The organism is Arthrobacter horti (assembly GCF_030731045.1).
Lineage (GTDB): Bacteria > Actinomycetota > Actinomycetes > Actinomycetales > Micrococcaceae > Arthrobacter_E > Arthrobacter_E nanjingensis.
In genome coordinates, this window is record NZ_JAVALS010000004.1 from 179,871 (window position 1) to 206,753 (window position 26,883).

Genomic DNA, 26,883 nt, shown 5'->3' on the forward strand with positions numbered 1-26,883 from the left:
GAGCGGACCGGACCCGGTTTTCCCCGCCCATTCGGACTTTCCCCTGCTCTTCAGCGCCGGGGAATGTCCACAGGACCGGGGGATTCCGGTCACCCGGCCGGAAGCAGTTCCTCCAGTGGCACCTCCGGATCGGCCAGCCGCGCAGGGTCCACCGGCACCCGTCCGTTGATGAGGGCCTTGATGGGCTTCTGCACCCGGTGGACGTTGACGTTCATGCCCGCCACCACGGCGCCGTCCTTGAGCCAGAACGCCAGGAAGCCCTCCTCGCTCACGCTGCCCCGGATCACGGGTTCCGTGCCGGCGGCCAGGCTCCCGAAACCGGAGTACTCCAGGCTCAGCTCGAACTGGTCGGTGTAGAAGTACGGGAGCACGTCCAAGGCCGCGTCCTGCCCCAGCATCGACCTGGCGGCCACCTTGCCGCCGTTCAGGGCGTTGGACCAGTGCTCGCTGCGGTGGTGCTCCCCGGTGAACGGGTGCAGCGCGTTGGCAACGTCCCCCGCGGCGAACACATCCGGGGCGCTCGTGTGCAGCCCGGCATCCACCAGGATCCCGTTGCGCAGCTCGAGCCCGGCGGCCTCGGCCAGCCGCGTGTCGGGAACCACGCCCACCGCCAGGATCACCAGGTCTGCCGGGATGCTCTCGCCGGAGTCGGTGACCACGGTGGTGACGCGGCCGTCCTGTCCTTCCAGGCGGGCGGCGCTCGCGGGGAGCCGGAAGGACACTCCGTGGGACTCGTGGACGCGGCGGAAGAATGCGCCGATCTCGGGGCCGATGGCGGCGGCCAGGGGGATGTCCTCCAGACCCAGCAGAGTCACGTCGTTACCGTACGTGGCGGCCGCAGCGGCGAGTTCCATGCCGATCCAGCCGGAACCGACCATGACCACGCGTTTGCCGCCGTCCTTCAGGAACTCCTTCAGCCGGAGGCTGTCGCCCAGAGTCCGGAACGTCATCACACCGTCCAGCTCCGCCCCGGGAAGCGGGATGCGCCGCGGCTGTGCGCCGGTGGCCAGCAGAAGGCGGTCGTAAGAGAGGGTGTCGCCGCCGGCAAGGGTGACTTCGTGGGCCGCGGGGTCGAAGGACGCCGCGGCTTCACCCGTCACCAGACGGACGTCCTGCTCGCCGTACCAAGCCACCGGCGCCACGTCGACGGCGGACACCTCGGCCTTGCCCAGCAGGAACTCCTTGGAGAGCGGAGGCCGCTGATAGGGCTCCCGTCCTTCTGAACAGACCACGGTGATCCTGACTTCGTGGCCTTCCGTTCGGAGTGTCCGGGCGGCGGTCCCGCCCGTCAGGCCTCCACCGATGATGAGGATGTTGTCCACTGCCATGTCTTCGACTCTCCCGTGGCCGGCTCCGGACGGGCCGGACGGCCCGTGGAGGACTCTAAAAGCGGATGATTTTGACGTTAGAACCGGGGGAGTGCCCCGTCAAGACCCGGGAATATCCTGGCGGGTCCCGGCGCTAAAATGGTTGAGCCGTGCAGACCGCCCTGCGGTGCGCGCTTTTCCCCGAACCCCACAGAAAGCCAGCATGCGAGTTCTAGCAGCCATGAGCGGCGGAGTCGACTCCGCCGTCGCCGCCGCCCGCGCCGTCGAAGCCGGGCACGACGTCGTCGGCGTCCACCTGGCGCTGTCCCGCATGCCAGGCACGCTGCGCACCGGCAGCCGGGGCTGCTGCACCATCGAAGACTCCCGGGACGCCTACCGCGCCTGCGATCTGCTGGGCATCCCCTTCTACGTCTGGGACTTCTCAGAGCGCTTCCAGGAGGACGTGGTCCAGGACTTCATCGACGAATACGCCGCGGGCCGTACCCCCAATCCCTGCATGCGCTGCAATGAGCGGATCAAGTTCGCCGCCCTCCTGGAGAAGGCCGTGGCGCTCGGTTTCGATGCCGTCTGCACGGGCCACTATGCCAAGGTCATCACCGACGCCGACGGCAACCGCGAGCTGCACCGCGCCGCCGACTGGGCCAAGGACCAGTCCTACGTGCTGGGAGTGCTGACTCACGAGCAGCTGCAGCACGCCATGTTCCCGCTCGCCGAGACCCCCTCCAAGGCGGAGGTCCGCGCCGAGGCGGAGCGCCGGGGGCTCTCCGTGGCCAACAAGCCGGACAGCCACGACATCTGCTTCATCCCGGACGGTGACACGGCCGGATGGCTCGCCGAGAAGATCGAGATGCAGCCCGGCGACATCGTGGATGAGACCGGCGCCAAGGTGGGTGACCATGCCGGCGCCAACTCGTTCACCGTGGGCCAGCGCCGCGGTCTCAAGCTCGGCCGCCCCGCCGCGGACGGCAAGCCGCGCTTCGTCCTGGAGATCCGTCCCAAGGAGAACACCGTGGTGGTGGGCCCGCAGGCGCTCCTGGCCGTCGAGGAGATCCGCGGCATCCGCATCTCCTGGGCCGGCCTGCCGATCGCCGAGGTCGCCACGGGGGAGGAATTCCCCTGCCACGCCCAGGTGCGCGCTCATGGCGATGCCGTGCCGGCCCGGGCCCGGGTGGAGGACGTCGATGGCGCCGCGCAGCTGGTCGTGACGCTCGAGGAGGCGATGCGCGGCGTCGCCCCCGGCCAGACGATCGTGCTCTACCAGGGCAGCCGCGTGCTCGGCCAGGCCACCATCGACAAGGCCCGCTCGCTCCAGCGCGTCGAGCTGTAAGCCGTCAGAGAGTTCCCACGCGGCTTAGACACGCTCCGGCGCTCGTTCCTCGCTTTGTCGCGCGATGCGCCGCTTTCGGGAACTCTGCGGCGGCAGTTCCACCCAGCGGACGAGAACGATCCAGGTCGATGCGCGTCGGTAAACTGAACCCCATGACCGCCGAGCACCACGCCAGCCAGGCCTTCGACTTCGACCCGACTGCCAGTTCCCTCGCCGGAGAGGTGGACCCCTCCGTCATGGAGGAGCTGCTCAGCATCCGTTCGAGCATCGACAACATCGACGCCACGCTGGTGTTCCTGCTGGCGGAGCGCTTCAAGGCGACGCAGCGGGTGGGAGTCCTCAAGGCCCGCCACAAGCTTCCCGCCGGCGACCCGGGCCGGGAGGCCGCCCAGATCTCCCGACTGCGGAACCTGGCCACCGAGGCCCACCTGGATCCGGCCTTCGCCGAGAAGTTCCTCAACTTCATCATCAGTGAGGTCATCCGGCACCACGAGGCCATCTCGGCCGATCACGAACGGCAGGCCGGCCGGGCCGACAGCGCCTCGTGAACCAGACGCTGCCGGGGCTCGCCGGGTCCCAGGTCATCGGTTCCGCCCACGGCGCCTGGCCGGGGACCGACCCGGCCGAGGCCACCCGCGCCCTCCGGGGGGAGCTCGGCTCGCCTCACGCCGCGCCGCTCGCCGAGCTGCCGTCCCGCGGGGTCGGTTCGGACGCCACAGGCCGCTCCGCCGCACTCCTGGCCGGTCTCAGCGCCGATGTGCAGCCGCACGGCTGGCGTCTGAGCTGGCGCCCCGAACACACGGACTCCCGGGATCACCGCCGGGCCCTCTCCGCGCTGGACACCGATGTGCAGGTGCTGGCCGACGTCGCGGGTGAGGAGGAGGCCGCGCCGGGTCCTCTCAAGCTCCAGCTCCGGGGTCCCATCAGCCTTGCAGCCTCCCTCTATCTCCACCACGGCGAGCGGGTCCTCAGCGATCACGGCGCCCGCCGCGACGTCGCGCAGGCCCTGGCAGAGGGCGTCGGCGAGCATCTCGCCGCCGTCCGCCGGGCCGTCCCGGATGTGCCGCTCGCCGTCGTCGTCGAGGAGCCCTCCGTGACCGAGGCACTCGCCGGGACCATCCCGACCGCCAGCGGATACCGGACCCTCCGCTCCCTCCCGGGGGAGGAGGTCACGGCGTCGTGGCGGTTGCTGGTCGACGCGCTGCGCGCCGCGGGATCCCAGGAGACCGTCATCGCGGTCCCCGGTGTGGAGGCGCCGGTGGATCGGGTGTTCGACGCCGGCGCGGAAGGCGTGTGCCTGCCCACCGGGACGCTGACCACGCGCCAGTGGGAGCGGCTCGCCGGGCATCTGGAGAACGGGCGCACGGTCTGGACGGAGTATGTGCCGCTGCGAGTCGCGGCAGGTCAGGAGGCGCGCACGACGACGGCGCTCGCCGACGCCCTGCTGCGCACCTGGCGTGAGCTCGGGCTGCCGCTGTCGCTGATGCCCCGGCTGAGGCTCCTGCCGCAGTCACGTTTCGTCCCTGAACGCGGCGGTGGGTCCGTCACTCCGGCGGACGCTCTCCGGAGCCTGCAGCGCGTGACCGCGCTGGCGGACGCCCTGGATCAGGCCGTCGCCTCCTGATCCCCCTGCGGCCCGGGTTCCCTGCACGAGCGTTGCGGATACGACAAAGCGCTGCGCATTAAGCGAAGATGGGAGCCATGAAGGGACGCATCCTGGTGGTTGACGACGACGAGGCACTGGCCGAGATGATCGGTATCGTGCTGCGCAACGACGGCTTCGAGCCGAGCTTCTGCGCGGACGGTTCCCAGGCGCTGAACATGTTCCGCAGCACCAAGCCGGACCTGGTGCTCCTGGACGTCATGCTCCCCGGTTCCGACGGGATCGAGGTGTGCCGTGCCATCCGCGCGGAGTCGGACGTCCCCATCGTCATGCTCACCGCCAAGTCTGACACCACGGACGTGGTGCGCGGCCTGGAGTCCGGTGCGGATGACTACGTCCCCAAGCCCTTCAAGCCCGCCGAGCTCGTGGCACGGGTCCGGGCCCGCCTGCGCCCCGGCGACCAGAAAGCACCGGAGACCCTGAAGATCGGTGACGTGTCAATCGACGTCGCAGGTCACACGGTGACCCGCGGTGGAGCCACGATCTCCCTGACGCCGCTCGAATTCGATCTGCTGGTGGCCCTGGCGCGTAAGCCGTGGCAGGTGTTCACACGTGAGGTGCTCCTGGAACAGGTGTGGGGCTACCGGCACGCCGCGGACACCCGCCTGGTCAATGTGCACGTGCAGCGCCTGCGGTCCAAGATCGAAAAGGACCCGGAGTCCCCGGAGATCGTCATGACGGTGCGTGGTGTCGGATACAAGGCCGGCGTCTGAGGCGGAGGATCCTGGAGAGGACGGCGGTCCCTCCGAGGAGACCGTCCCGGAGATCTCACCCGCCGAGGCGGAAGGGCGATTCGCCGTCCGGGACGCGGCCGGCATCCTGAACCGCTACGGCCGCCGGGGCAGCCGCCTGTTCAGGCTCCATGGCCTGCGTGCGCTGGCCATCCTGCGGCGTGCCGGCCGTCTGCTGTGGCGCGGCACCGGCTGGGCCGGGCGGTCCCTGCTGCGCCGGTGGCGGCGCTCGCTCCAGTTCCGGACCGTCCTGGTCACCGTCCTCCTGGCCTCCGTGGCCCTCGTGGGGGTGGGCGCGTACCTCAGCAGCCAGATCGCCAACAGCCTGTTCCAGGAGCGGCTGCGGCAGGCGGAGACGGACACGAGGGACAGCGTCCTGAATGTCCAGAACACCTTTGACGGGGCACAGGTCACGGACCGCGCCTCCGTGCAGAAGCTGGTCACGGACACCCTGGACGCCCTGCAGAGCAAGGACAGCGAACTCCAGCGCCGCTACATCTTCCTCGCCGTCCCGGACCAGACCCAGCCGCGCAGCCGCTGGGTCGATTCCCGGAGCTCCCCGGACACCGGCATCACGATCCTTCCGGACGACCTCCGGAGCGCCGTCCAGAAGGGCTCGCGCGAACAGTACTGGGAGTCCATCGCGCTCCCGGTGGGATCCGAGACCGATCCGGCCATCGTGATCGGCAACAAGGTCAGCTTCAACGGCACGGCCTATGAGCTTTATCTGATCTATGACATCGTCTCCGCGGAGCAGAGCCTGAACGACATTCAGAACGTGCTCCGCATCGGAGCCGCGGTGCTCGTGGTGTTGATCGGCGTCCTGGCCTGGTACGTGACCAACACCGTGGTCCGGCCGATCAGCCATGCAGCGCACGTCTCGGAGAATCTCGCGGCCGGGCAGCTGCAGGAGCGCATGCTGGTGAAGGGGGAGGATGAGGTGGCCCGTCTGGGCGCCTCCTTCAACCACATGGCGGCCAGTCTTCAGGAACAGATCACGCAGCTGAACACCCTGTCCCAGATGCAGCAGCGGTTCGTCTCCGACGTCTCGCACGAGCTCCGGACGCCGCTGACCACGGTCCGCATGGCCGCCGACGTGCTGTACGACGCCCGGGACGACTTCGACGCCATCAACAAACGCTCCGCGGAACTGCTGCACACACAGGTCGAGCGTTTCCAGTCGCTGCTTTCAGACCTGCTGGAGATCTCCCGCTATGACGCGGGCGCGGCACGGCTGGATCCTGAGCCCCTCGACCTGGTCGCCCTCATGGGCAAGGTCATCGACGACGCCGCCCCCGTGGCGGAGGAATACGGTTCTCCGGTGCACTTGACCGCGCTGAGGCCGGATGTGGTGGTGGAGATGGACGGCAAGCGGATCGAGCGGATTCTCCGCAATCTGCTGCTCAACGCCTTGGAACACGGTGAGAGCCGGCGGGTGGACGTGACGGTGGCGGCCAACGCCGGGGCCGCCGCGGTCACGGTACGGGACTACGGACTGGGCCTGGAACCATCGCAAGCCGCCCGGGTCTTCGACCGCTTCTGGCGCGCCGATCCGGCCCGCGCCCGTTCGACCGGCGGCAGTGGCCTGGGGCTGTCCATCGCCATGGAGGACACCAAACTCCACCGCGGCTGGCTGGAGGCGCGCGGCCGCAAGGGAGAGGGGAGCACCTTCCGGCTCACCCTGCCGCTGAAGGCGGGCGAGGAGATCGTGGAGGCCCCGCTGCCCGTGGAGAACTACCAGCCCACGGCCCCCACGGCCGTCCCCGCTCTGCCCCAGGCCCCCTTCAGCCCGGCGCTCCCGGTGCCCCCGTTCGGCACCGGCGCGGGAGATCAGGGGAGCGCTTCATGAGCGCCCGGCTTCCGGACGCACGACGCCGGACGGCGCACCGCTGGCGAGCCGTGGTGGCCGCGCTGCTGACCGCCGTCGTCCTGCTGACGCTGGGCGCCTGCGCCTCCATCCCACGCTCGGGGGGCGTCAACAAGAGCCAGGGCAACGCCGAGGGCCAGGCCGGCGATCCGCCGGAGTACTACCCTTCCGGGCCCAGGCCGGGGGAGTCCCCGGAGTCGGTGGTGGAGGATTTCTACACCGCGGGGAACAGCTACAAGGACGATTACGCGGTGGCGCGCCAGTTCCTGGCCCAGGACGCCTCGGTGTCCTGGAAGCCCGACGCCTCGACCTTGGTGTACCGCTCGGCCAAGGTGGTCAAGGGCGCCACGGACAAGCAGTACGTCTACGAACTGGACCTCGCCTACTCGATCGACGCCCAGGGCATCATCACCTCCTACCCTCAGGGGACGGTCCGGAGGGTCCCGCTGACTCTCGGAGAGGTGGACGGCGAGTGGAGGATCGCCAAGGTCGGTGACGGGACCGCCATCCCGGAGGGGATCATGCGGACCCTCTATCAGGCGTACGTCCTGTACTTCTACGATCCGGGGTACCGCTATGCCGTCCCGGATGCGCGCTGGTTCATCAACCGCAGCACGGTGACGAAGTCGATCGTCAGCGCGGTCCTGGGCGGGCCCGCGCCGTATCTGAAGGGCGCCGTGGTCAGTGCCTTCCCGACGGGGGCACGGCTGGCCAAGGAATCGGTTCCCGTGGTCAACCGGACGGCTCAGGTGGACCTCACCCAGGACCTGCTGCAGAGCCCGGTGACGGACCGGCGCCGCATGATCAATCAGCTGACGGCGTCCCTGGAGGGGCTGAGCAATGTCTCGGCCGTCCAGCTGCTGGCCGGTGGCACCACGCTGAGCATGGACGATTCGGCGCCTGTGGCACCTCCCATCGTCAACCCGTCCGTACCGGACTGGCAGGTGGCGGTGCTGCAGGGGCAGCTGAACCTGTTCCAGGACAACACGGCCGAACGTATCCCCGGGCTGGACACCGCCGCATACCTGCCGCGCCATCCCGCGGCCCCCACGGACCGCAGCTCCTACGCCTTCCTCAATCAGCAGGGCACGGACCTCTTCCTGGCACGGCCGAGCCAGCCGGTGCGGGACGTGCTGAGCGGATCGAATCTGCTGCGGCCCAGCTACGATTCGCAGGGCTGGCTCTGGAGCGGCGGTGACGGGGCCCAGTCCGCCTCCCTGACCGCGATGAACGTTCAGGACCTGCCGGGCGGCAAGGTGCCGGTGCAGGTGGTGCTGTCTCCCGGCTGGATGAAGGGTCTGCACCTCAAGGACGCACAGCTGTCCCGGGACGGGACGCGGATCCTGATCCTCACGGGGAACGGCCAGGACGCGCAGGCACTGCTGGCCGGTGTGGTGCGCGGCGCGGACGGCGCACCGCGCGAGCTGACCGATCCGATCCGCCTCCCGGAGGCCAAGGACGCCAACCAAGGAGCCTGGCTGAGCGACACGAGCGTCGTGCTGGGCAACGCGACGGGCACCGGGGTGGACACCCCCTCGCAGCTCTCCCTGCGGTCCCTGGATGTGCTGTCCCTCCCCGATGTGACCGGCCTGCAGGGCATCAGCGCCGGGAACGGGAGCATCTACGTGCAGACGCCCTCGGGGATCTCGCAGAAGATCAGCAACGGCTGGGTGCAGCAGGGGACGGGGGTCAAGGACCCCAAGTTCGCAGGCTGACACAGCGGTTTCCACAATGCCGCTTCCGGGACTTCCGGAGGGGCTGGCCGTCTGACAAGACTGAGGCCATGAGCGCCCACGCACCGGAAAACGGCACGACGACGGCGGATGGCCGCCATGCCGCGGGCCGTCGCGGCCTGGTGCGACTCCGGGAGGAGGTGCTGGCGGCCGCCGTCGCACTGGGTTCCCTGGTCACCAGCCCGGAATGCGCCGTGTGCGGCGAACCCGACACCGTGCTGTGCCCTCCGTGCCGCAGTGAACTGCATGCGGAATGCCGTGAGCCGTTCCGGGCGGAGGAACGGGCGCCCGCCCTTGGAGCGCTGCACGGGTTCCGGGTGGTGGCCGCCGCCGACTACGCGCGGGCGGTCTCACTGGCGATCCTGGCGCACAAGCGGCGAGGCCATCCGCGGCTTGCCCGGGAGCTCGGGGCCATCCTGAACAGGCTTCTCTGGTCCTCCTGGGATCCGGGCCCTGGGACCCCACCTCGGGAGGAGGTCTGGCTGGTGCCCGTTCCCGGCAGCGGGCGCTCCTTCCGGGAGCGGGGTTTCGACCCTCTGAAACTGATGCTGAAGCACTGCCACACGGGCGGCCTGCCTCCGGGACTCCGGAGTGTGCCGGCCCTTGCGGTGATCCCCGTCCCTGAGCGGATGATGCGCGGGGTGCTGCAGGGGGCCGGACCGCGATCTGTGATCCGGCTGCTTCCGGGCGGTGCCGGCGGCGGCGCGCACGGTCAGAAGGGGCTGGGCGCCCAGGCCCGGAGGAGACGACTGGCCGGGAGCATGAGACTGTCGGCCGGATTCCTCCTGGCCCATGGGCCAGGCACCCTCGCCGGCCGCCGCTGCATCCTGGTGGACGATGTGCTGACCACCGGGGCCACGGTGGCGGAGGCCGCCCGCGTCCTGAGCGAGGCGGGAGCCTCGGTCACCGGGGCGGTGGTTCTGGCGTCCACCAGGCCACCGGCGATCTCCCAGGAAGAAATACATGAACAAGGGGTGAATTCGTGGACGGGATCCACTAACGTCGGTAATGGGTACCAAGCCAAGAAGGTACCTTTCGATAGCGGCTCGGAAAGGGGCTCGACTGTCCATCAGAAGGCCCCGTGAACGAGTCGTCGTCGTGCCACCGAAACACTGTGGAGGACACCATGGAGTTCATGATCAGCGGCCGCAACGTGACTGTCTCGGACCGTTTCCGCGAGTACGCCACCGAGAAGCTCTCGAAGCTGGAGGCGCTCGGGGACAAGGTCCAGCGGATCGATACCAAGGTCGCCAAGAAGGCGCATTCTCGCGCAGCGGACAATGAGCTCACCGTCGAGGTCACCGTCGTCGGACGCGGTCCCGTCATCCGGGCCGAAGCCGTCTCGGGTGACAAGTTCGCAGCATTCGACCTCGCCTATGCCAAGCTCCAAGAGCGGCTGCGCCGGGCCAAGGACAGGCGCAAGGTTCACCACGGCCGCCACACCCCGAAGGCCGTCCACGAGGCCACTGCGGCTCTGAACGGTGCCGCCTCGGCCGAGGCTGTGGCAGCGTCCTCGCCGTATGAGATCGCCAACGACATCCCGGCCGGCGACTCCCCGGTCCTGATCCGCCGCAAGGTCTTCCCCGCCGCCACCATGACGGTGGATGAGGCGGTGGACAACATGGAGCTCGTCGGGCACGCCTTCTACCTTTTCGTGGATAAGGAGACCGAGCAGCATTCCGTGGTGTACCGTCGCACCGGATGGACCTACGGAGTCATCACCCTGGACCCGGCCTGCGCCGAGGGCAAGGGCGAAGAGAGGATCCACGCCTACCGCTCGGACGATGAGGACGTCGTCGTCGGAGTCTGACCACTTCGTGGCCCGGAACCCGGGTCACCGCTGACAAGGAGAACCGTGCCTGACACGCTGACCCTGGCCCAGGCCAGGAGGATCGCGCTCAAGGCGCAGGGACTCTCCCAGGAACGGCCCACCGACCCCGCCACCGCGAGGTCGGTGGGCCGTTGTTTCACCCGGATGCAGCTGGTGCAGATCGACTCCGTCAATGTGCTCTCCCGCAGCCACTACCTTCCGTTCTACTCCCGCCTGGGCGGCTACGACCGCGCCCTCCTGGACCGGATGTCCCAGCGCGGGCCCCGGAGCATGATGGAGTTCTGGGCCCATGAAGCGAGCTTCATCCAGCCGGTTCACTTCGCGGCCCTGCAGACCTGGCAGCGCCGCCGCTGGGTGAACGCGGAACGCCTCGACGCCGGGCAGCGCGAACGCCTCCAGGAGGACATCCTGGGGACCTTGGCTTCCTCGCGGCCGCTGACCTCGGCGCAGCTGACGGACCGGCTGGGCCATGTGGAGGAACGCCGGAACGAGCACTGGGGCTGGAACTGGAATGCCGTGAAGGTGGTCCTGGAACATCTCTTCGCGCGGGGTGAGATCACCTCCGCAGGGAGGACCGAGCAATTCGAACGGCGCTATACCCTCACCGCGAAGGCGTTTCCCGCCGTCAGGGGGGTGTCCGGGCACGCTCTGGCTGACCCGGCGGCCCGGGAGCAGTCGCTTGACCTGCTCGTGGAGGCGTCGGCCCGGGCCCATGGCGTGGGCACCGTACGGTGCCTGGCCGACTACTTCCGGCTCCCCGTCCGGCCCGTGGCCGGATCCCTCGAGCGGCTCGCCGCCGCCGGCGTCGTGCGCCAAGTCGACGTGCAAGGCTGGGGGCGGGGACTGTTCCGGCACGCTGAGGCGAGTGCACCTCGGCGGCTGGACGCCCGTGCGCTACTGAGCCCGTTCGACCCGGTGGTCTTCGAACGTTCCCGGCTGGAGGCGCTCTTCGGCTTCCACTACCGGATCGAGATCTACACGCCGGCCCACCGCAGGAGGTACGGCTATTACGTCCTGCCGTTCCTGCTGCGGGACACCATGGCCGCGCGCGTGGATCTGAAGGCGGACCGCGCGGCGTCGGCCCTTGTGGTCAGGAGCGCCCACGGTGAGCCGGACGCCCCCTCCGACACTGCGGCCCAGCTGGCGGCGGAGCTGGAGGAGATGGCCGCTTGGCTCGGGCTGGACAGTGTGCGGCTGGAGGGGGACGGGGAGCTCGATCTCCTGCTGAGGCGGCACCTCTAGCCACGGAACGCCGCAGAGACGGGGCCGGCGGGTGATCCGCGGGGCCGTGGGAACCCTGGACGGTTCCCAGACGTGTCTCACGTAGACTGAACACGCCGTAAGGCATGCCAAGACACGCGTACCGATTGGGAGCACCCGCACGTGGCCTCACTTCTTGAAAAACTCCTGCGCACCGGCGACAAGAAGACGCTCAAGCGTCTCCGCAGCTATGCGGACGCCATCAATGCACTCGAGGATTCCTTCACGGGCTTCACCGACGCGGAGCTGCGTGAGGAGACGGACCGTCTCAAGGAGCGCCACAACGACGGGGAGTCCCTGGACGATCTGCTGCCCGAGGCCTTCGCGGCCGTCCGCGAAGCCGCCTCACGCACTCTTGGCATGCGCCACTTCGACGTCCAGCTGATGGGTGGCGCAGCACTCCACCTCGGCAACATCGCCGAAATGAAGACCGGTGAGGGCAAGACCCTGGTGGCCACGGCCCCCGCCTACCTGAACGCCCTCAGCGGCAAGGGCGTGCACGTGATCACGGTCAACGACTACCTCGCCGAGTACCAGGCCGAGCTGATGGGCCGTGTGTACCGCTTCCTGGGTATGAACAGCGGCTGCATCCTGGCCAACCAGGATCCCGCCGTGCGCAAGCTGCAGTACGACGCGGACATCACCTACGGCACCAACAACGAGTTCGGCTTCGACTACCTGCGCGACAACATGGCATGGGACAAGACCGAGCTGGTCCAGCGGGGCCACCACTTCGCGATCGTGGATGAGGTCGACTCGATCCTCATCGACGAGGCCCGTACCCCGCTCATCATCTCCGGCCCGGCGCAGGGAGACGCCAACCGCTGGTACGGGGAGTTCGCCACCCTGGTCAAGCGGCTTGACGAGGGCAAGGACTACGAGGTCGACGAGAAGAAGCGCACCGTCGGCGTCCTCGAGCCCGGCATCGCCCGTGTGGAGGACTACCTGGGCATCCACAACCTGTACGAGTCCGCGAACACGCCGCTCATCGGCTTCCTGAACAACGCCATCAAGGCCAAGGAGCTGTTCAAGAAGGACAAGGACTACGTGGTTCTGGACGGTGAAGTCCTCATCGTCGACGAGCACACCGGCCGTGTCCTCGCCGGGCGCCGGTACAACGAGGGCATGCACCAGGCCATCGAGGCCAAGGAGCAGGTGGAGGTCAAGCCGGAAAACCAGACCCTTGCCACTGTCACCCTGCAGAACTACTTCCGCATGTACGAGAAGCTCTCCGGCATGACGGGCACGGCCGAGACCGAGGCCGCCGAGTTCATGTCCACGTACAAGCTCGGCGTGGTCCCGATCCCCACCAACCGTCCAATGCAGCGTCTCGACCAGCCGGACCTCGTGTACAAGAACGAGGTGGTGAAGTTCGACGCCGTGGTCCAGGACATCGTGGAGCGCCACAAGACCGGTCAGCCGGTTCTGGTGGGCACCACCAGCGTCGAGAAGAGCGAATACCTCTCCCAGAAGCTCGCCAAGGAAGGCGTGCGGCACGAGGTGCTCAACGCCAAGAACCACGCACGTGAGGCATCGATCGTGGCCGAGGCGGGGCGCAAGGGCGCTGTCACCGTGGCCACCAACATGGCCGGCCGTGGCACCGACATCATGCTCGGCGGCAGCCCCGAGTTCGCTGCCGTCGCCGCGCTGAAGGCCCGGGGGCTCGATCCGGAGGACAGCCCGGAGGAGTATGAAGCGGCCTGGCCGGACGCCCTCGAGGCCGCCAAAAAGGCCGTCAAGGACGAGCACCAGGAAGTCCTGGACTTGGGTGGCTTGTATGTCCTGGGCACCGAACGTCATGAGTCGCGCCGCATCGACAACCAGTTGCGTGGCCGCTCCGGCCGTCAGGGTGATCCGGGGGAGTCCCGCTTCTACCTCTCCCTGACGGATGACCTCATGCGTCTGTTCAACTCCGGTGCGGCGGAGCGCCTCATGGCCTCCACGCTGGATGACGACACCGCACTGGAATCCAAGATGGTCTCCCGCGCGATCGCCTCGGCGCAGGGCCAGGTGGAAGGCCGCAACGCTGAGCAGCGCAAGAACGTGCTGAAGTACGACGACGTGCTGAACCGCCAGCGGGAAGCCATCTACGGCGACCGTCGCCGGATCCTCGAGGGCGACGATCTGCACGAGAAGGTCCAGTTCTTCCTGGAGGACACCATCAACGCCGTCATCGACGATGCCACGGCTGAGGGGCATAGCGAAGAGTGGGACTACGGCGTCCTCTGGAGCAACCTTAAGACGCTATACCCGATCACCCTGAGCCAGAAGGACATCTTCGACGAGGTCGGTGGCAAGTCTGGAGTCACGGCGACCCTCCTGAAGGAGGAGATCCTGTCCGACGCCCGCCTGGCCTACGAGGGCCGGGAGACGGCCTTGGGCAGCGACAACATGCGCGAGTTCGAGCGTCGCGTGGTGCTCTCCGTGATCGGCCGGAAGTGGCAGGAGCACCTGTACGAGATGGACTACCTCAAGGAGGGCATCGGCCTGAGGGCCATGGCCCAGCGTGATCCACTCGTGGAGTACCAGCGTGAGGGCTTCACGCTGTTCCAGGCCATGATGGGCGGTATCCGCGAGGAGTCCATCGGCTTCCTCTACAACCTGGAGGTCGAAGTCACCGAGGAGCCTGCGGTCGAGGCCGGCGAGGACGTCCACGAGGGCCACATCCACGCGGCCGGGCTTGACGCTCCCCAGCAGCCCAAGCAGCTTCAGTACTCGGCTCCGGCCGAGGACGGCTCCACGGAGACCCACGTCCAGCGCAACGGCGGGCAGCCCACCGCGGACGATGAGCGCTCCGGGAATCCGGCCAGGAACGGTGGCAAGAAGGGCAACCGCAAGCGCCGCTGACCCGGGCCATCCGGCCGGGTCAGCCGATCTCCAGGGCCGTCACGATCCACGAGGCACGCCGTGCCTCCCAGCGGATCGCGACGGCCCTGGCGCGCGTGCGGCCCTTCACGACCACTGCCGCCTCGGCGACCGTGGGGGTGATGAGCTGAAGACGGACGCTCTGAACCTGGAACCCTTCGTACGGCGAGCGACGGTCTCGGCCGAAATGGGACTGTGATTCCTGCACCAGCGCGCGGCGGACCTGGAGCCGGAGGAAGACGTCAGGGGTCAGCCAGCGGGACAGCTGGTTGAGGGGTCGCGTGCCGTTCAGCCCTTCCATCACCGCCTGCACCAGCCGGTGGCTTTGAGCCCTGAGCTCCTGCGTCAGACGCTTCCCGTCCAAGGAGGCAGGCTCGACGCCGGCGGTATCGGCACGGCCAGGCGCCGCACCATGCGGATTGGCCGCCCTGGGGGCGATCCGGGAAGGGCGTCCTGTCTGCCGGACCGGTGACGGTGAATTCCCCCGTATCCGCGCTGTGTCTGTGGCCTGGCCGGAGGAGAGACTGGAAGTGGTCCCGTCGGTGCTGACTGCGATCGAAATACTCATGTCCGTTCCGTTCTTTTCTCGAGTGCGAGTGCGAGTGCGAGTGTGCGGCGGCCGCCGCGGTTCATCTGCTGCCGTCCGTCAGGCCCGTGTCTTCTTGCTCCGGGCGTGGTCACGGTTCCACGTGGTGCTGGTGGTTCATCCCCCGTGGATCTGAGGAGCTGGAACCGGTGGGGTCAGGATCATCCCCGGCAGGATCAGATCGGGATCCCCGCCGATCAGCTCCTTGTTCTCCTGGTACCAGCGCGGCCAGTCCCGTGCGACCTCGGCGTCCGTGGCGCGGTCCCCGAGATGCCGCCTGACGACCGACCAGAGGCTGTCGCCGGGTCTGACCACTGCCTCGGAGTCCCCTTGAGCCGAGGCGTCCGCCCTGGGCGCTTGGTTCAGGAGGCCGGGCTGGGCTCCGGGACTCGGTCTGGGAGTCCAGCCCGGGTCGAGATCAGAGACCCGGGGGGCCTCCTGCGAAAGCGGCAGTTTGAGAGCACCCCATCCGGGATCCAGAGCCTGGGGAGCGGGTTGTTCACGTTCGTGAGGCCGCAGGAAGGACGGATCATAGGCCTGAACGGCTGAGCTGCTGCCGACGATGGGTACCGGGGTCACCGTGGTGGCCGCCTGGGCTGCAGGAACCACCGTGAGGTTCAGTCCGAGGACGGCCAGTGCGAGCCGCTGCATGAAGGCGGGGCTGAACCTGCTCAGCCGTGCGGCGGAGGTCTGCCTCCCGACGGCGATCATCGCTGCGCCTGCGAGGGCGACAGCCAGGGAGAAGGCCCACCAGATGACCACGGCGGCTCCGGCCCAGAGGGCGGCAGTGCCCACCAAAGTGTCCACGCTCCGGTCCAGGCCCCATCGCTGGCCGGGTCCTGCCGCCGGCGACCGGCTGCTGAAGCCGATGACCGCGAGCAGGCCGCCGAGGGCGAGGATCGTCAGAGCCATCGCGATGTCGTAGACGATTCGGTGAGGAGCCGGACGGTCCCCGGTCTCCGGCAGTTTGTTCATGTCATCACCTTTGATGCGATTTGATGCGATTTGATGAAAGTAAATCAATCTTGATGACAACTCGAAGGTTTGTCCAGTCGCTGTGTCAAAAACACTGCTGACTTTTCAAGACCGCGACGGCGGCCCTACTGTTGCCCCATGCGATGGGGATCCCTTTTCGGCGACATGGAGGCGCAGCTGGCCGAGGCGGCCAGGCGGGAGCGGGAAGGTGGCGAATCCGACGTCACGCGAAGTGAGCGGGCGGGATCAACGCTGCTCGACCGCCTTCGGGGCAGTGAGGGCGGCATGGTGGCGGTGACTCTAGACGCCGGGCTCAGTCCGGCGGGGACGTTGCGCAAAGTCGGCAACGGATGGCTGATCCTGGATGCGGGAACGCACGACTGGCTGATCCCGACGGACGGCATTCTCTGCTTGGAGGGCCTGAGCAGGCGCTCCGCGCCGGAGGCCGCGTCGGTCTGGCAGGGGCGCGGACTAGGTGCTGCGCTCAGGATGATCTCGCGGGACCGTTCTCCGGTGAGGGTCTTCCTGGGTTATGGCGGCACCTGCCCTGCCGAACGTCTTGGTGTGATCGCCGGTGTCGGTGCCGATCACCTGGAGCTGTCGGTGCTGGATGCGACGGGCGAGCGGCCGAGAGGAACCGTGGCGATCCCTTTTCGCGGCGTCCTGGCGCTCCGGGGAGAAGGCGTCGTCGGCGCGTTTGAAGGGATGTAGCGCCAGGCGCTCAGCCTCGGTGCTGCTGGAGGTCCGTGGCTGAGGCGCCGGCCTCCTCAATGCTTCTGCGGGTCTCGGCGTACTGCTCCTGGATGTACTCCTCGAGCATGTCTTCCTCGATGCGCCAGACGCCGCGGCCACCGACCCGGATCGCCTTGAGCTGGCCCGAGCGGACCAGCGCATAGGCCTGCGAGGAGTTGATCTGGAGGATCTCCTCGACATCGGCAAGGGTCAGGAAGCGGCGCATGCTCCTATTCTGCCATTGTGTGGATCACCCTCGATGTGAGTTATCCACAAATCATCGACATGAACCGTCAATGGCTGGAATTCATTGTCACGGAGCATGAAGAATGGGTCCATCACCGCACGCCCCGTGCCGACGCCGGCACGTCCAGATGGAGGACCATGTGAACGATGCCGCGCCGCAGAGACTGAGAAGGCCGTCCTGGAAGGATCCCAGGCTGCTCCTGGGGATCCTGCTGGTCTTGGCATCGACGGCCGGGACCGTTTGGCTGGTGGGGAGTCTGGATCAGAGCGTCGAGGTTTACGTCGCGAGAGATGGTCTGCCGGTCGGGCAAAGGCTCGACGCCGGACGGCTGGACCGGGTGAAGGTGCGCCTGGGAGACCTGGAGAGCGGGTACATCCCGGCCGACGAGGAGCTCTCCGAAGGAGCTGTCGCCGTCCGTTTCGTGGGCAAGGGTCAGTTGCTTCCTCGGCAGAGCGTGGGGGACGCCGCATCCTTGGACCGCAAACCGGTTCCGATCACGGTGGACGGTGTCCTCCCTGAGCAGCTGACCACAGGAGAGCACGCGGACCTCTGGGTCTCCTCGCCCGATGACCGCAACGGCTTCAAGGAACCCCGTCTGGTGGTCCGTGCCGCTGAGGTGGCGCAGGTGGTGGCACCTCAGCAGACCTTCGCGATGTCCTCGGGACGGGTCGTGATCCTGCTGGTCCCGGATGCGCTCATGCCGCAGGTCCTGGCGGCTCAGGGGAACAAGGCGAGGATCACGGTCGTGTGGAATCCGACGGGGACCGGCTCATGACTCTCGGGGTCGCGGTGCTGGGGGCCGTTCCGGGGCTGCTGGTGGATGAGCTCAGAGGCGGCCGCGGAGGCCGGCTCCGCATCGCGCGCGAGTGCGGCTCATTTGAAGAGCTGATGGGGGCGTGCCAGGCGGGAACCGCGCAGATCGCGCTCTTCCTCGAGGGGGCGGACTCGCTGGACATGACCACCGTGGACCGTCTGCGGGCGCTGGGTGTCGCCGTCGTGGTCCTTCATGGTGACCCGGAGGAGCGGGCCAGGCTCGGCCGCATGGGTGCGGTGCCGCTTCCTCTGGAGTCGGACCGCGAGCAGGTCGAGAAGGCGGTGGCACTCGCTCTCGGGACGGATACGGGGGCCGTGAATCCTGTGTCCGAGAACTCCGCGGTCCTGGCCTCAGCGGCGCCGGTCGGTGCCGTGGCCGCGTCCTGGTCGCACGTCGTCGCCGCTCCCGCGATTCCGGAGCAGGGTGCGCGGTGGCGGGCGGAGACGGTCAGCACGCTCCCGGACCGCGGGGAGGCCGCATCCCGTGATCCGGGTGAACCGGGACGGGCGCCCCACGAGGGTTCCGTCCCGCCGGTCCTGGTGGTGTGGAGCCCGGTAGGGTCACCTGGACGCACGACCGTCGCCGTGAATCTGGCGGCAGAGCTCGCCCTTCTCGGTAAGCGCGTGGTCCTCGTGGACGCGGACACGTACGGAGCCGGGGTGGCGGCCACTCTCGGGCTGCTGGATGAATCGGCCGGGGTGGCGCAGGCATGCCGGCTCGCGGATCTGGCCCAGCTCGAGGCGGCTTCGCTCGAGCGGCTCTGTGTCCCGGTCCAGGTGGCGGGTTCACGGCTCGACGTTCTGAGCGGGATCACCCGGCCCGACCGTTGGACGGAACTGCGTGGCACGGCCCTGACCAGGGTGCTCGACCTCTGCGCCGGCGTCTATGACCACGTGGTGGTGGATGTCTCGTTCTGCTTGGAAAGTGATGAAGAGCTGAGCTTCGACACCATGGCCCCACGCCGGAACGCGGCCACACTCTGCGCCCTCGAACGCGCGGACAGGGTGTACGTGATCGGCGAAGGGACGGCCCTCGGCGTGCCCCGGCTGGTCCGTACGGTCCCGCTCCTGCAGGAGCTCATCCCGGACACCGAACTGGTTGTGCTGATGAACAAGATCAGAGCCGCGGCGGCCGGAGGAGCCCCGGAACGCCAGGTGCGCGATGCCTGGGAGAGATTCGGCCCGGAGCTGCCCATTGCAGGATTCCTGCCTTTCAGACCGGACGTCTTGGACCAGGCACTCCGGAATGGGGAGGTTCTGGCGGAGCGGGCTCCGGAGTCGGAACTGCGTCGCGCCTTGCAGTCACTTGTTTGTGCACCTGCACAACAGAGGCGGAGATCCTCTGTGTTTTACACCACGACGCGGCGGTGGCGATCGCGCTAGGCTCGCCACTAAGGCCGCAATGAAGCGGCGAATCTTTCTCCCTGGAGGCGTGCAACGTGTCGCTGGCAGACAGTACCCCGACGATGACCCCGGAAGTGTCAGACACTTTCCTGGCCGACTACTACCAGCACCTCGCACCGGAGGACCGGGCGCGCTATGAGGGGACGGTTCTCCGGGACCGTGCACTGGCCCATCACGAGCTGGGCACCGTGCGTCATCCGGATCAGGCACTGGTGTCCGTGCGGGATGAGGCCGGCAGCAGCGTGGTCCAGGTCGTGACGGACGACATGCCCTTCCTGGTGGACTCCGTCGTGGCGGAACTCGTCCGTCAGAAGCGCGCCATCCGTCTGGTGGTCCACCCGATGCTGGTGGTGCAGCGTGACGCCGATACCGACCAGGCAGGGAAGATCTCCCAGGTTCCCGCCCACGTCGGACAGACGAGTGGCGACACTGCAGCGATCCCGTCGCTCGCAGCCTACGTGGCCTCGGAAGGCTCCACCACGCGCCTGGAGTCCTGGATCGCCGTCGAGATCGACCGGGTGGAGGAGGAGACTGCTCAGCAGCTCATCCAGGGTCTGACCCGCGTCCTGCACGATGTCCGCACCGCCGTCGAGGACTGGCAGAAGATGCGTGACAAGGCCGCCGAGATCGCCGACGAGCTCGCCCAGGTTCCCGGCGATGCCGGAGTCCGTGACCTGGCCGGCGCCCAGGCGCTGCTGCGCTGGATGGAGGACCACAACTTCACGTTCCTCGGCTACCGCGAGTACAGCCTGCTGAACGTCAATGGCGAGGATGTCCTGGAAGCCCACGAGGAGGGCGGGCTCGGACTCATGCGGGAACTCGGCGACGCCCCCACCATCCAGCACCTGACGGAGTCCGGCCGGGCCCACGCCCGCGAGAAGCGTGCACTCGTGATCACCAAGGCCAATTCCCGCTCCACCGTGCACCGGGCCGCGTACCTGGACTACATCGGGATCAAGAGCTTCGACGCCGCGGGCAATGTCACCGGCGAGCGTCGCTTCATCGGCCTGTTCTCCACGAACGCCTACACCAGCTCCGTCCGCACGATCCCGATCATCAAGAACAAGGTCCGGGCCGTTCTGGAGGAATCCGGATTCCCCATCGAGTCCCACTCCGGCAAGGATCTCCTGGGCATCATGGAGACCTACCCCCGTGACGAGCTCTTCCAGATGGACGTCGAGGAACTGGTCTCCACCGCCCAGGCCATCATGCTGCTGCAGGAGCGCCGCCGGACCCGGCTGTTCCTGCGCCCCGACATCTACGGCCGCTTCATGTCGGCCGTGGTGTTCATCCCGCGTGACCGCTACACCACCTCCGTGCGTCTGCGCCTCGAAGACGAGCTGACCAGCACGTTCGACGCGGTCTCCATCGACTTCGAGGCCCGTATGAGCGAATCCGCCCTGGCCCGCGTGTTCTTCCGGATCCGTCTGCCGAAGGACGCCGAACTCTCCAGCTTCGACGTGGACGGCCTGGAGGACCGACTGGTGCGCGCGGCGCGATCCTGGTCCGAAGGCCTCAGTGAGGTCGTGGCCGAGCGCTACCCCGAGGAGGTCGCCGAACGTCTTGGAGCCCAGTGGAGCGAGGCGTTCCCGGCCGGTTACCGCGTCGACTACGAAGTCGAGGACGCGCTGGTCGACATCCAGCGCTTCGAAGAGAGTCTGACCAAGGCCGCTGCTCTCGGCACGGAGAAAGCGGTCGAGCAGCAGATCCAGCTGCACGCCTATGTGCCCGCCGGCGTGGGGGAGACCCTCGAAGAGGACGCACGCGTCAAGATCTACCTCCTGGCCCCCCGCAGCCTCAGCCAGATCCTGCCGGTGTTCCACAACCTGGGCCTCGAGGTCCTCGATGAGCGCCCGTTCGAGATCGAAACACGCGACGGACAGGACTTCTTCCTGTACGACCTCGGCCTGAAGTACCCGGCCGGCGTGGACCCGGTGGCGAGCAGTGAGCTGCTGGCCGAATCCTTCGCCGCCGCCCTCAACGGGACCATCGAGTCGGACCGCTTCGACCGGCTGGTGCTGGCGGAGGGAATGACCTGGCGCCAGGTCCTCATCCTGCGCAGCTACGCCAAGTACATGCGCCAGATGGGCAACACCAACTCCTACGGTTTCATCGCCGACACCCTGCTGGCCAACGCCGAGGTGACCCGCGGACTCGTGGCTCTCTTCGAAAGCCGCTTCGACCCCGCGCTGCCCGGCATCGGCGGTGAGCTCGACCGTGAAGGCCGTTCCGCCGTCGTCGACGCCTCGCACCGGGCACTCGAGGAGGCGATGGCCGCCGTCGCGACGCTCGACGCCGATCGCGTCCTGCGCACCTTCGTGAACCTGATCGATCAGACGCTGCGCACCAACTACTACCAGGGCAAGGACTACCTGTCCTTCAAGCTCAACCCCGCCGGCATCGACGGCCTGCCGTTCCCGCGGCCCGCCTTCGAGATCTGGGTCTACTCGCCGCGCGTCGAGGGCGTGCACCTGCGCTTCGGTGCGGTCGCCCGTGGTGGCCTGCGCTGGTCGGACCGCCGCGAAGACTTCCGTACCGAGATCCTGGGCCTGGTCAAGGCTCAGACGGTCAAGAACGCCGTGATCGTCCCGACCGGCGCGAAGGGCGGGTTCTTCGCCAAGCAACTGCCCGATCCGTCCGTGGACCGTGGCGCCTGGATGGCGGAGGGCATCGAGAGCTACAAGACGTTCATTCGCGGCCTGCTCGACATCACTGACAACCTGCTCACCGACGCCGGTGGTGAGCATGTCGTGGCGCCCCGCGACGTCGTCCGCCATGACGCCGACGACACCTATCTGGTGGTCGCGGCCGACAAGGGCACTGCGTCCTTCTCCGACATCGCCAACGCGATCTCCGCCGAATACGGCTTCTGGCTGGGCGACGCCTTCGCCTCCGGCGGCTCGGTCGGGTACGACCACAAGGCCATGGGCATCACGGCCCGCGGTGCCTGGGAGTCTGTGAAGCGTCACTTCTCCGAGCTGGACCTCGACACCCAGAACGAGGACTTCACCGTGGTGGGCGTCGGCGACATGTCCGGCGATGTGTTCGGCAACGGCATGCTGCTCTCAGACCACATCCGCCTGCTGGCCGCGTTCGACCACCGGCATATCTTCCTGGACCCGCAGCCGGTGGCCGCGACGTCCTTCGCCGAGCGCAAGCGCCTCTTCGAGCTTCCGCGCTCCTCCTGGGATGACTACGACCGGAGCCTGATCAGCGCCGGCGGCGGTGTGTTCCCGCGCAACGTGAAATCCATCCCGGTCTCCCCGCAGGTCCGCGTGGCCCTCGGCCTGCCGGAGGGCACCGAGCAGCTGAGCCCTCCGGAGCTGCTGAAGGCGATCCTGCTGGCCCCGGCCGATCTGCTCTACAACGGCGGCATCGGCACCTACGTGAAGGCCAGCACCGAGAGTCACGCCGAGGTCGGTGACAAGGCGAACGACGGTATCCGCGTGGACGGCCGCGACCTCCGCGTCAAGGTCGTAGGTGAGGGCGGCAACCTGGGCATGACGCAGCGTGGCCGCATCGAGGCCGCCCTGCAGGGCATCATCCTCAACACGGACGCCATCGACAACTCCGCCGGTGTGGACTGCTCCGACCACGAGGTCAACATCAAGATCTTCATCGACCGGATGGTGGCTGCCGGGAAGCTGGGCCCGGACGAGCGTGCGGACTTCCTGGCTTCCATGACCGACGAGGTCGGTGAGCTCGTTCTGCACGACAACGTCGAGCAGAACATCCTCCTTCTCAACGACCGCACCCGCGTCGCCGAGTGGAGCCCCAGCTACGAGCGGCTGATGGACTGGCTGGACGTCAAGGCCGAGCTCAACCGTGAGCTCGAAGCCCTGCCGACCACAGAGGTCCTGCGTCAGCGCCTGGCCCAGGGCCAGGGCCTGACCTCGCCCGAGCTCTCCGTCCTGGCGGCCTACGCCAAGATCGAGCTGGCCAACGCGCTGCGGGACAGCGATCTGGCGGATGACCCGTGGTTCGCGTCCACGCTCCGGAACTACTTCCCGAAGGCCCTGGCCGAGCGCTTCGACGCCGATCTGGACAGCCACCCGCTGCGCCGCGAGATCATCGCGACCGTAGTGGCGAACGACATGATCAACGTCGGCGGCATCACCTTCGCGTTCCGTGCCATCGAGGAGACCTCGGCCACCGAGGCTTCCGTGGCCAAGGCGTTCATCGCCCTGCGGGAGATCTACCGCGTGCAGGACATGCTGGACGGGCTGAACAACCTGCCGGCGTCGTTCCCCACGGCTCACTGGACCACCGTTCACCTGGACATCCGCCGGCTGCTGGACCGTGCCGTGCGATGGCTTGTCGCCAACGGTTCCACCAGCGCTGGCATCGCCGAAATCGTGGAGAACTTCGGCCCGAAGGTGGCCGCCCTGCGCGGACGCTTGGGCGAGTACCTGCGCGGCGAGGACCTCGCCCGGTTCGACGCGTGGCGTAGCCGGGCGGCAGTCTGGGGCCTGCCTGAGGATCTGGGCGTCCGCTGGGCCGAGCTCTTCGAGAGCTTCCCGCTCCTGGAGATGGCCCGGATCGCGGGCCAGAGCGACGAGTCCATGGAAGACGTGGCACAGGTGTACTACACCGTGTTCGACCGCTTCCACGTGGACTCCCTGCTCGAGCGCATCAGTGCCCTGCCGCGGGACGACCGCTGGCAGGCCTTGGCACGCGCCGCGCTCCGCGACGACCTCTACTCGACGGTGGCGGACATGACCACCTCCGTCCTGGGCGTGAGCGGCGTGGCGGGGGAGTCCGAGAACCCGCTCGCCCGCTGGGAGGAGCAGAACGCTGAGCAGCTGACCCGGGCGAAGAACATGTTCGACGAGGTCAACTCGCTGGAGAAGGACGACATGGCCTCGCTCTCGGTAGCATTGAGGCTCTTGCGTTCCATCGTCCGGCACTGATCCCCAGGAGACCCCGTGGCCATCTTCACCGATCCCATCAAGGAACACGCTGATTTTGGCCCCGGGGACGCCGAGTGGCTCCATCTGCTGGTCGGGGACTGGCAGATGGTGGCCGATCTGGCCTTCGCCGACCTGGCGCTGTGGTTCCCCGACCCGGAGCTCGGTTTCGTGGCACTGGCGCATGTGCGCCCGTCCACGAGTCACACCGTGTTCCACAGCGACTTCGTCGGCGAAGGCATCCGCTCGGACCTGGCACCGCTCGTGGAACGGGCCTGGAGGTCCCGGCACATCGAGCGCTCCAGCGAGGCGGACTGGAGCAACGGTGACTCGGCTCTGCGGGTGGAGGCGATCCCGATGGTCCGTAACGGCCGGACGCTCGCCGTCGTGACCTCCCACCTAGACCTCTCCAGCTCCAGGATGCCGTCCCGGCTGGAACTGACCTACCGCCAGTGTGCTTATGACCTCCTGAAGATGGGGACCCAGGGTCTGTGGCCCGACTTCGCCTCACCCACCGGGTCCCGGCGTGGCGCACCGCGCGTCGGTGACGGCCTCATCAGGCTGGACGCCGACGGGATCGTGCAGTACGCGAGCCCGAACGGGGTCTCGGCCTTCCGCCGGCTCGGTGACATCGAGTCGCTCGAGGGGCGTTCGCTCGCCGAGGTGACCGCGGGCCTGATCAAGGACCGGCGTCTGGCGGACGAGACCCTGCCGCTCGTGGTCACGGGACGGATGCCGCTCCGCAGCGAGATCGAGTCCCGCGGCGTCACTTTGACATTGCGGGCCATTCCGCTCCGGGACGGCACGCAGCGTTTCGGCGCCCTGGTCCTCTGCCGCGACGTTTCCGAGCTGCGGCGCCGCGAACAGGAACTGGTGAGCAAGGACGCCACCATCCGGGAGATCCACCACCGGGTGAAGAACAACCTCCAGACCGTGGCGGCCTTGCTCCGCATGCAGTCCCGCCGCATGGTGAGCGAGGAGGCCAAACAGGCGCTGGAACAGGCCATGCGCCGGGTGGCCACGATCGCCAGGGTCCACGAGACTCTGTCGCAGGGCCTGTCCCAGGTGGTGGACTTCGACGACCTCATCAGCCCGCAGTTCAGGCTCTCCGCGGAGGTCGCCTCGCCGGCTCAGAAGGTCAGCACCGATCTGACGGGTGAGTTCGGGAAGCTGCCGAGCGACTTGGCGACGCCGCTCGCCTTGGTCATCAACGAACTGGTCACCAATGCGGTGGAACACGGTCTGCAGGACCGTGCCGGAACGGTCTGGCTGGATGCGCAGCGCGGCGCGTCGGACGCGGGTGAGCGGCAGCTCACCGTGACGATCGCCGACGACGGGGTGGGACTCCCCGTCGACAGTGACTTCTCAGCGCCCGGGGGAGCACTGGCGGGGGAAGGCCTGGGTCTTCAGATCGTCCGCACGCTCGTGACCTCGGAACTGCGCGGAACGATCCGGTGGCTCTCCCGGGACGGCGGCGGGACCGTGGTCCGTCTGGTCATCCCGCTGGACGCCTGAGTCCGGAACAGCGGGGGGAAGGCGACAAGGGAAGGGCCCGGAAACCAGATGGTTTCCGGGCCCTTCCCTTCGGCTTGTGCTTGATGCGGCTGTGCCGGATCAGGAGGCGCGGCGGGCACGCGCCGCGCGGCGCTTGAGCGCCCGGCGCTCGTCCTCGCTCATGCCGCCCCAGACGCCGGCATCCTGGCCGGACTCCAGAGCCCACTGCAGGCATGTGTCGACCACCGGGCAGCGGCGGCAGACGCTCTTGGCTTCTTCAATCTGGAGAAGCGCGGGGCCGGTATTGCCGACAGGGAAGAAGAGCTCGGGGTCCTTGTCAAGGCAGGCGGCACGGCTACGCCAATCCATGCGATCACTTACTCCAAATCTGTTGTCTCAGGCTTTGTGAAAAATTTCACTTGGCCTTCCATAGGAAAGGGGCCATTACTGGCCCCGCTGTCTCTATGAACAAGCGTGTCATGTTAACGCGGAGCAAACAAGGGGTGAAACCCGTGAAATCGCCGGGAAGCGTGAGTAGTTCGTCACATTCCCCGGGGGCTCCGGACCCCCGATTTGACTATCTCCGGTAGGGTGCGAAGGTGTCAAGGGTCATGCCCCGTTCCAACGGCATAACGGCCGGCCCTGGGAGCACGAATGGGCACCGGGAAGCCGGAGCCGGACGGAAAGCAGGACATGAACAACACGGAATCCACGACCCCTGGACCCCGCCCCCTCTCCGTCGCGATGACCTCGTTCGTCACCCTCGCCGAAGGGCTGGTGCTGATCGGCATGGCCATCGTCTATCTGGTGAACCTCGTGACGGGGACACCGATGCTCACTCTGGGCGGAGCGATCTTCCTGACCGCGTTGTTCGCCGTGCTGGGCCTCGGCCTGATGGCAATCGGCCATTTCCTCTTCCGTGGTTTCCGGTGGCCGCGTTCCGGTGCACTCGTGGCGCAGCTCTTCATCATCGCGATCGGGGTTCCGACTCTTCAGGCCGGGCTGATCTGGCAGGGGCTCCTGATCCTGGTTCCCGCAGCGGCGGCCGCACTTCTCCTCTTCGATCCGAAAGCCGTCGCGTACGGCCGGAAGGCCGTGGAGACCGAAAAGGACTGAGCCG

21 protein-coding genes are annotated in these 26,883 nt (G+C 67.9%); 16 read left to right on the plus strand and 5 right to left on the minus strand.

Annotation, left to right across the window (positions count from 1 at the left end; genetic code table 11):
- Positions 1-89: 89 nt before the first annotated feature.
- On the minus strand, positions 90-1,328 hold the full coding sequence (locus Q9R02_RS08610; RefSeq protein WP_305996257.1) for an NAD(P)/FAD-dependent oxidoreductase: 1,239 nt from the start codon (positions 1,326-1,328) through the stop codon (positions 90-92).
- Between the two features lie 202 nt (positions 1,329-1,530).
- On the opposite strand from Q9R02_RS08610, the gene mnmA reads away from it, so the two are divergent.
- From mnmA to secA, 10 genes are all read left to right on the plus strand, one after another.
- Positions 1,531-2,655 carry a tRNA 2-thiouridine(34) synthase MnmA gene (mnmA, locus tag Q9R02_RS08615; RefSeq protein ID WP_305996258.1) on the plus strand — a complete coding sequence of 375 codons (1,125 nt, stop codon included), beginning with the start codon at positions 1,531-1,533 and terminating at the stop codon, positions 2,653-2,655.
- A gap of 152 nt (positions 2,656-2,807) precedes the next feature.
- Positions 2,808-3,203, plus strand: a complete 396-nt coding sequence (locus Q9R02_RS08620) for a chorismate mutase (protein ID WP_305996259.1) — start codon at positions 2,808-2,810, stop codon at positions 3,201-3,203.
- Positions 3,200-4,279, plus strand: coding sequence for a uroporphyrinogen decarboxylase/cobalamine-independent methonine synthase family protein (locus Q9R02_RS08625; protein ID WP_305996260.1), 1,080 nt, complete (start codon positions 3,200-3,202; stop codon positions 4,277-4,279). Before Q9R02_RS08620 ends, Q9R02_RS08625 begins: the two co-directional genes overlap by 4 nt.
- A 77-nt stretch (positions 4,280-4,356) precedes the next feature.
- A complete protein-coding gene (gene mtrA, locus Q9R02_RS08630; protein ID WP_305996261.1) occupies positions 4,357-5,031 on the plus strand; it encodes an MtrAB system response regulator MtrA in 675 nt (224 codons plus the stop codon).
- Positions 5,003-6,898, plus strand: coding sequence for an MtrAB system histidine kinase MtrB (mtrB, locus tag Q9R02_RS08635; protein ID WP_425279241.1), 1,896 nt, complete (start codon positions 5,003-5,005; stop codon positions 6,896-6,898). The genes mtrA and mtrB overlap by 29 nt, the downstream gene beginning before the upstream one ends.
- Positions 6,895-8,631: an LpqB family beta-propeller domain-containing protein gene (locus Q9R02_RS08640; RefSeq protein WP_305996262.1), complete on the plus strand. Its 1,737-nt coding sequence runs from the start codon at positions 6,895-6,897 to the stop codon at positions 8,629-8,631. The genes mtrB and Q9R02_RS08640 overlap by 4 nt, the downstream gene beginning before the upstream one ends.
- A 68-nt stretch (positions 8,632-8,699) precedes the next feature.
- Complete coding sequence (locus tag Q9R02_RS08645) at positions 8,700-9,734, plus strand: ComF family protein (protein WP_305996263.1); 1,035 nt, start codon at positions 8,700-8,702, stop codon at positions 9,732-9,734.
- 41 nt (positions 9,735-9,775) lie between these two features.
- Entirely contained in the window at positions 9,776-10,459 is a 684-nt protein-coding gene (gene hpf, locus Q9R02_RS08650; protein ID WP_305996264.1) for a ribosome hibernation-promoting factor, HPF/YfiA family, read from the plus strand.
- Positions 10,460-10,504: 45 nt separating this feature from the next.
- A complete protein-coding gene (locus Q9R02_RS08655) occupies positions 10,505-11,722 on the plus strand; it encodes a winged helix-turn-helix domain-containing protein (protein WP_305996265.1) in 1,218 nt (405 codons plus the stop codon).
- Between the two features lie 141 nt (positions 11,723-11,863).
- Complete coding sequence (gene secA, locus Q9R02_RS08660) at positions 11,864-14,587, plus strand: preprotein translocase subunit SecA (protein WP_305996266.1); 2,724 nt, start codon at positions 11,864-11,866, stop codon at positions 14,585-14,587.
- Positions 14,588-14,606: 19 nt separating this feature from the next.
- On the opposite strand, the gene Q9R02_RS16500 is transcribed toward secA, so the two are convergent.
- A complete protein-coding gene (locus Q9R02_RS16500) occupies positions 14,607-14,969 on the minus strand; it encodes an Rv3235 family protein (protein ID WP_342006902.1) in 363 nt (120 codons plus the stop codon).
- 339 nt (positions 14,970-15,308) lie between these two features.
- Positions 15,309-16,166, minus strand: a complete 858-nt coding sequence (locus tag Q9R02_RS08670; protein WP_305996268.1) for a LysM peptidoglycan-binding domain-containing protein — start codon at positions 16,164-16,166, stop codon at positions 15,309-15,311.
- A gap of 138 nt (positions 16,167-16,304) precedes the next feature.
- On the opposite strand from Q9R02_RS08670, the gene Q9R02_RS08675 reads away from it, so the two are divergent.
- Positions 16,305-16,877 (plus strand): hypothetical protein, encoded by a 573-nt coding sequence (locus Q9R02_RS08675; RefSeq protein ID WP_305996269.1) that lies wholly within the window; start codon positions 16,305-16,307, stop codon positions 16,875-16,877.
- Between the two features lie 10 nt (positions 16,878-16,887).
- On the opposite strand, the gene Q9R02_RS08680 is transcribed toward Q9R02_RS08675, so the two are convergent.
- Complete coding sequence (locus tag Q9R02_RS08680; protein WP_305996270.1) at positions 16,888-17,124, minus strand: helix-turn-helix domain-containing protein; 237 nt, start codon at positions 17,122-17,124, stop codon at positions 16,888-16,890.
- A gap of 160 nt (positions 17,125-17,284) precedes the next feature.
- On the opposite strand from Q9R02_RS08680, the gene Q9R02_RS08685 reads away from it, so the two are divergent.
- The 4 genes from Q9R02_RS08685 to Q9R02_RS08700 all read left to right on the plus strand — a co-directional run bounded on the left by Q9R02_RS08685 (position 17,285) and on the right by Q9R02_RS08700 (position 25,784).
- A complete protein-coding gene (locus tag Q9R02_RS08685) occupies positions 17,285-17,920 on the plus strand; it encodes a hypothetical protein (protein ID WP_305996271.1) in 636 nt (211 codons plus the stop codon).
- The gene (locus Q9R02_RS08690; RefSeq protein ID WP_305996272.1) at positions 17,917-19,341 is read left to right on the plus strand and encodes a CpaE/TadZ family protein; all 1,425 of its coding nucleotides are present in this window, start codon (positions 17,917-17,919) and stop codon (positions 19,339-19,341) included. Before Q9R02_RS08685 ends, Q9R02_RS08690 begins: the two co-directional genes overlap by 4 nt.
- An 83-nt stretch (positions 19,342-19,424) precedes the next feature.
- The gene (locus Q9R02_RS08695; RefSeq protein ID WP_305996273.1) at positions 19,425-24,272 is read left to right on the plus strand and encodes an NAD-glutamate dehydrogenase; all 4,848 of its coding nucleotides are present in this window, start codon (positions 19,425-19,427) and stop codon (positions 24,270-24,272) included.
- Between the two features lie 15 nt (positions 24,273-24,287).
- A complete protein-coding gene (locus Q9R02_RS08700) occupies positions 24,288-25,784 on the plus strand; it encodes a sensor histidine kinase (protein WP_305996274.1) in 1,497 nt (498 codons plus the stop codon).
- A 99-nt stretch (positions 25,785-25,883) separates the two neighbouring features.
- Here the strand turns inward: Q9R02_RS08700 and Q9R02_RS08705 are convergent, their stop codons facing one another.
- Positions 25,884-26,132: a WhiB family transcriptional regulator gene (locus Q9R02_RS08705; protein WP_066211085.1), complete on the minus strand. Its 249-nt coding sequence runs from the start codon at positions 26,130-26,132 to the stop codon at positions 25,884-25,886.
- A gap of 324 nt (positions 26,133-26,456) precedes the next feature.
- On the opposite strand from Q9R02_RS08705, the gene Q9R02_RS08710 reads away from it, so the two are divergent.
- Positions 26,457-26,879: a hypothetical protein gene (locus Q9R02_RS08710; RefSeq protein ID WP_305996275.1), complete on the plus strand. Its 423-nt coding sequence runs from the start codon at positions 26,457-26,459 to the stop codon at positions 26,877-26,879.
- Positions 26,880-26,883 lie beyond the last annotated feature (4 nt).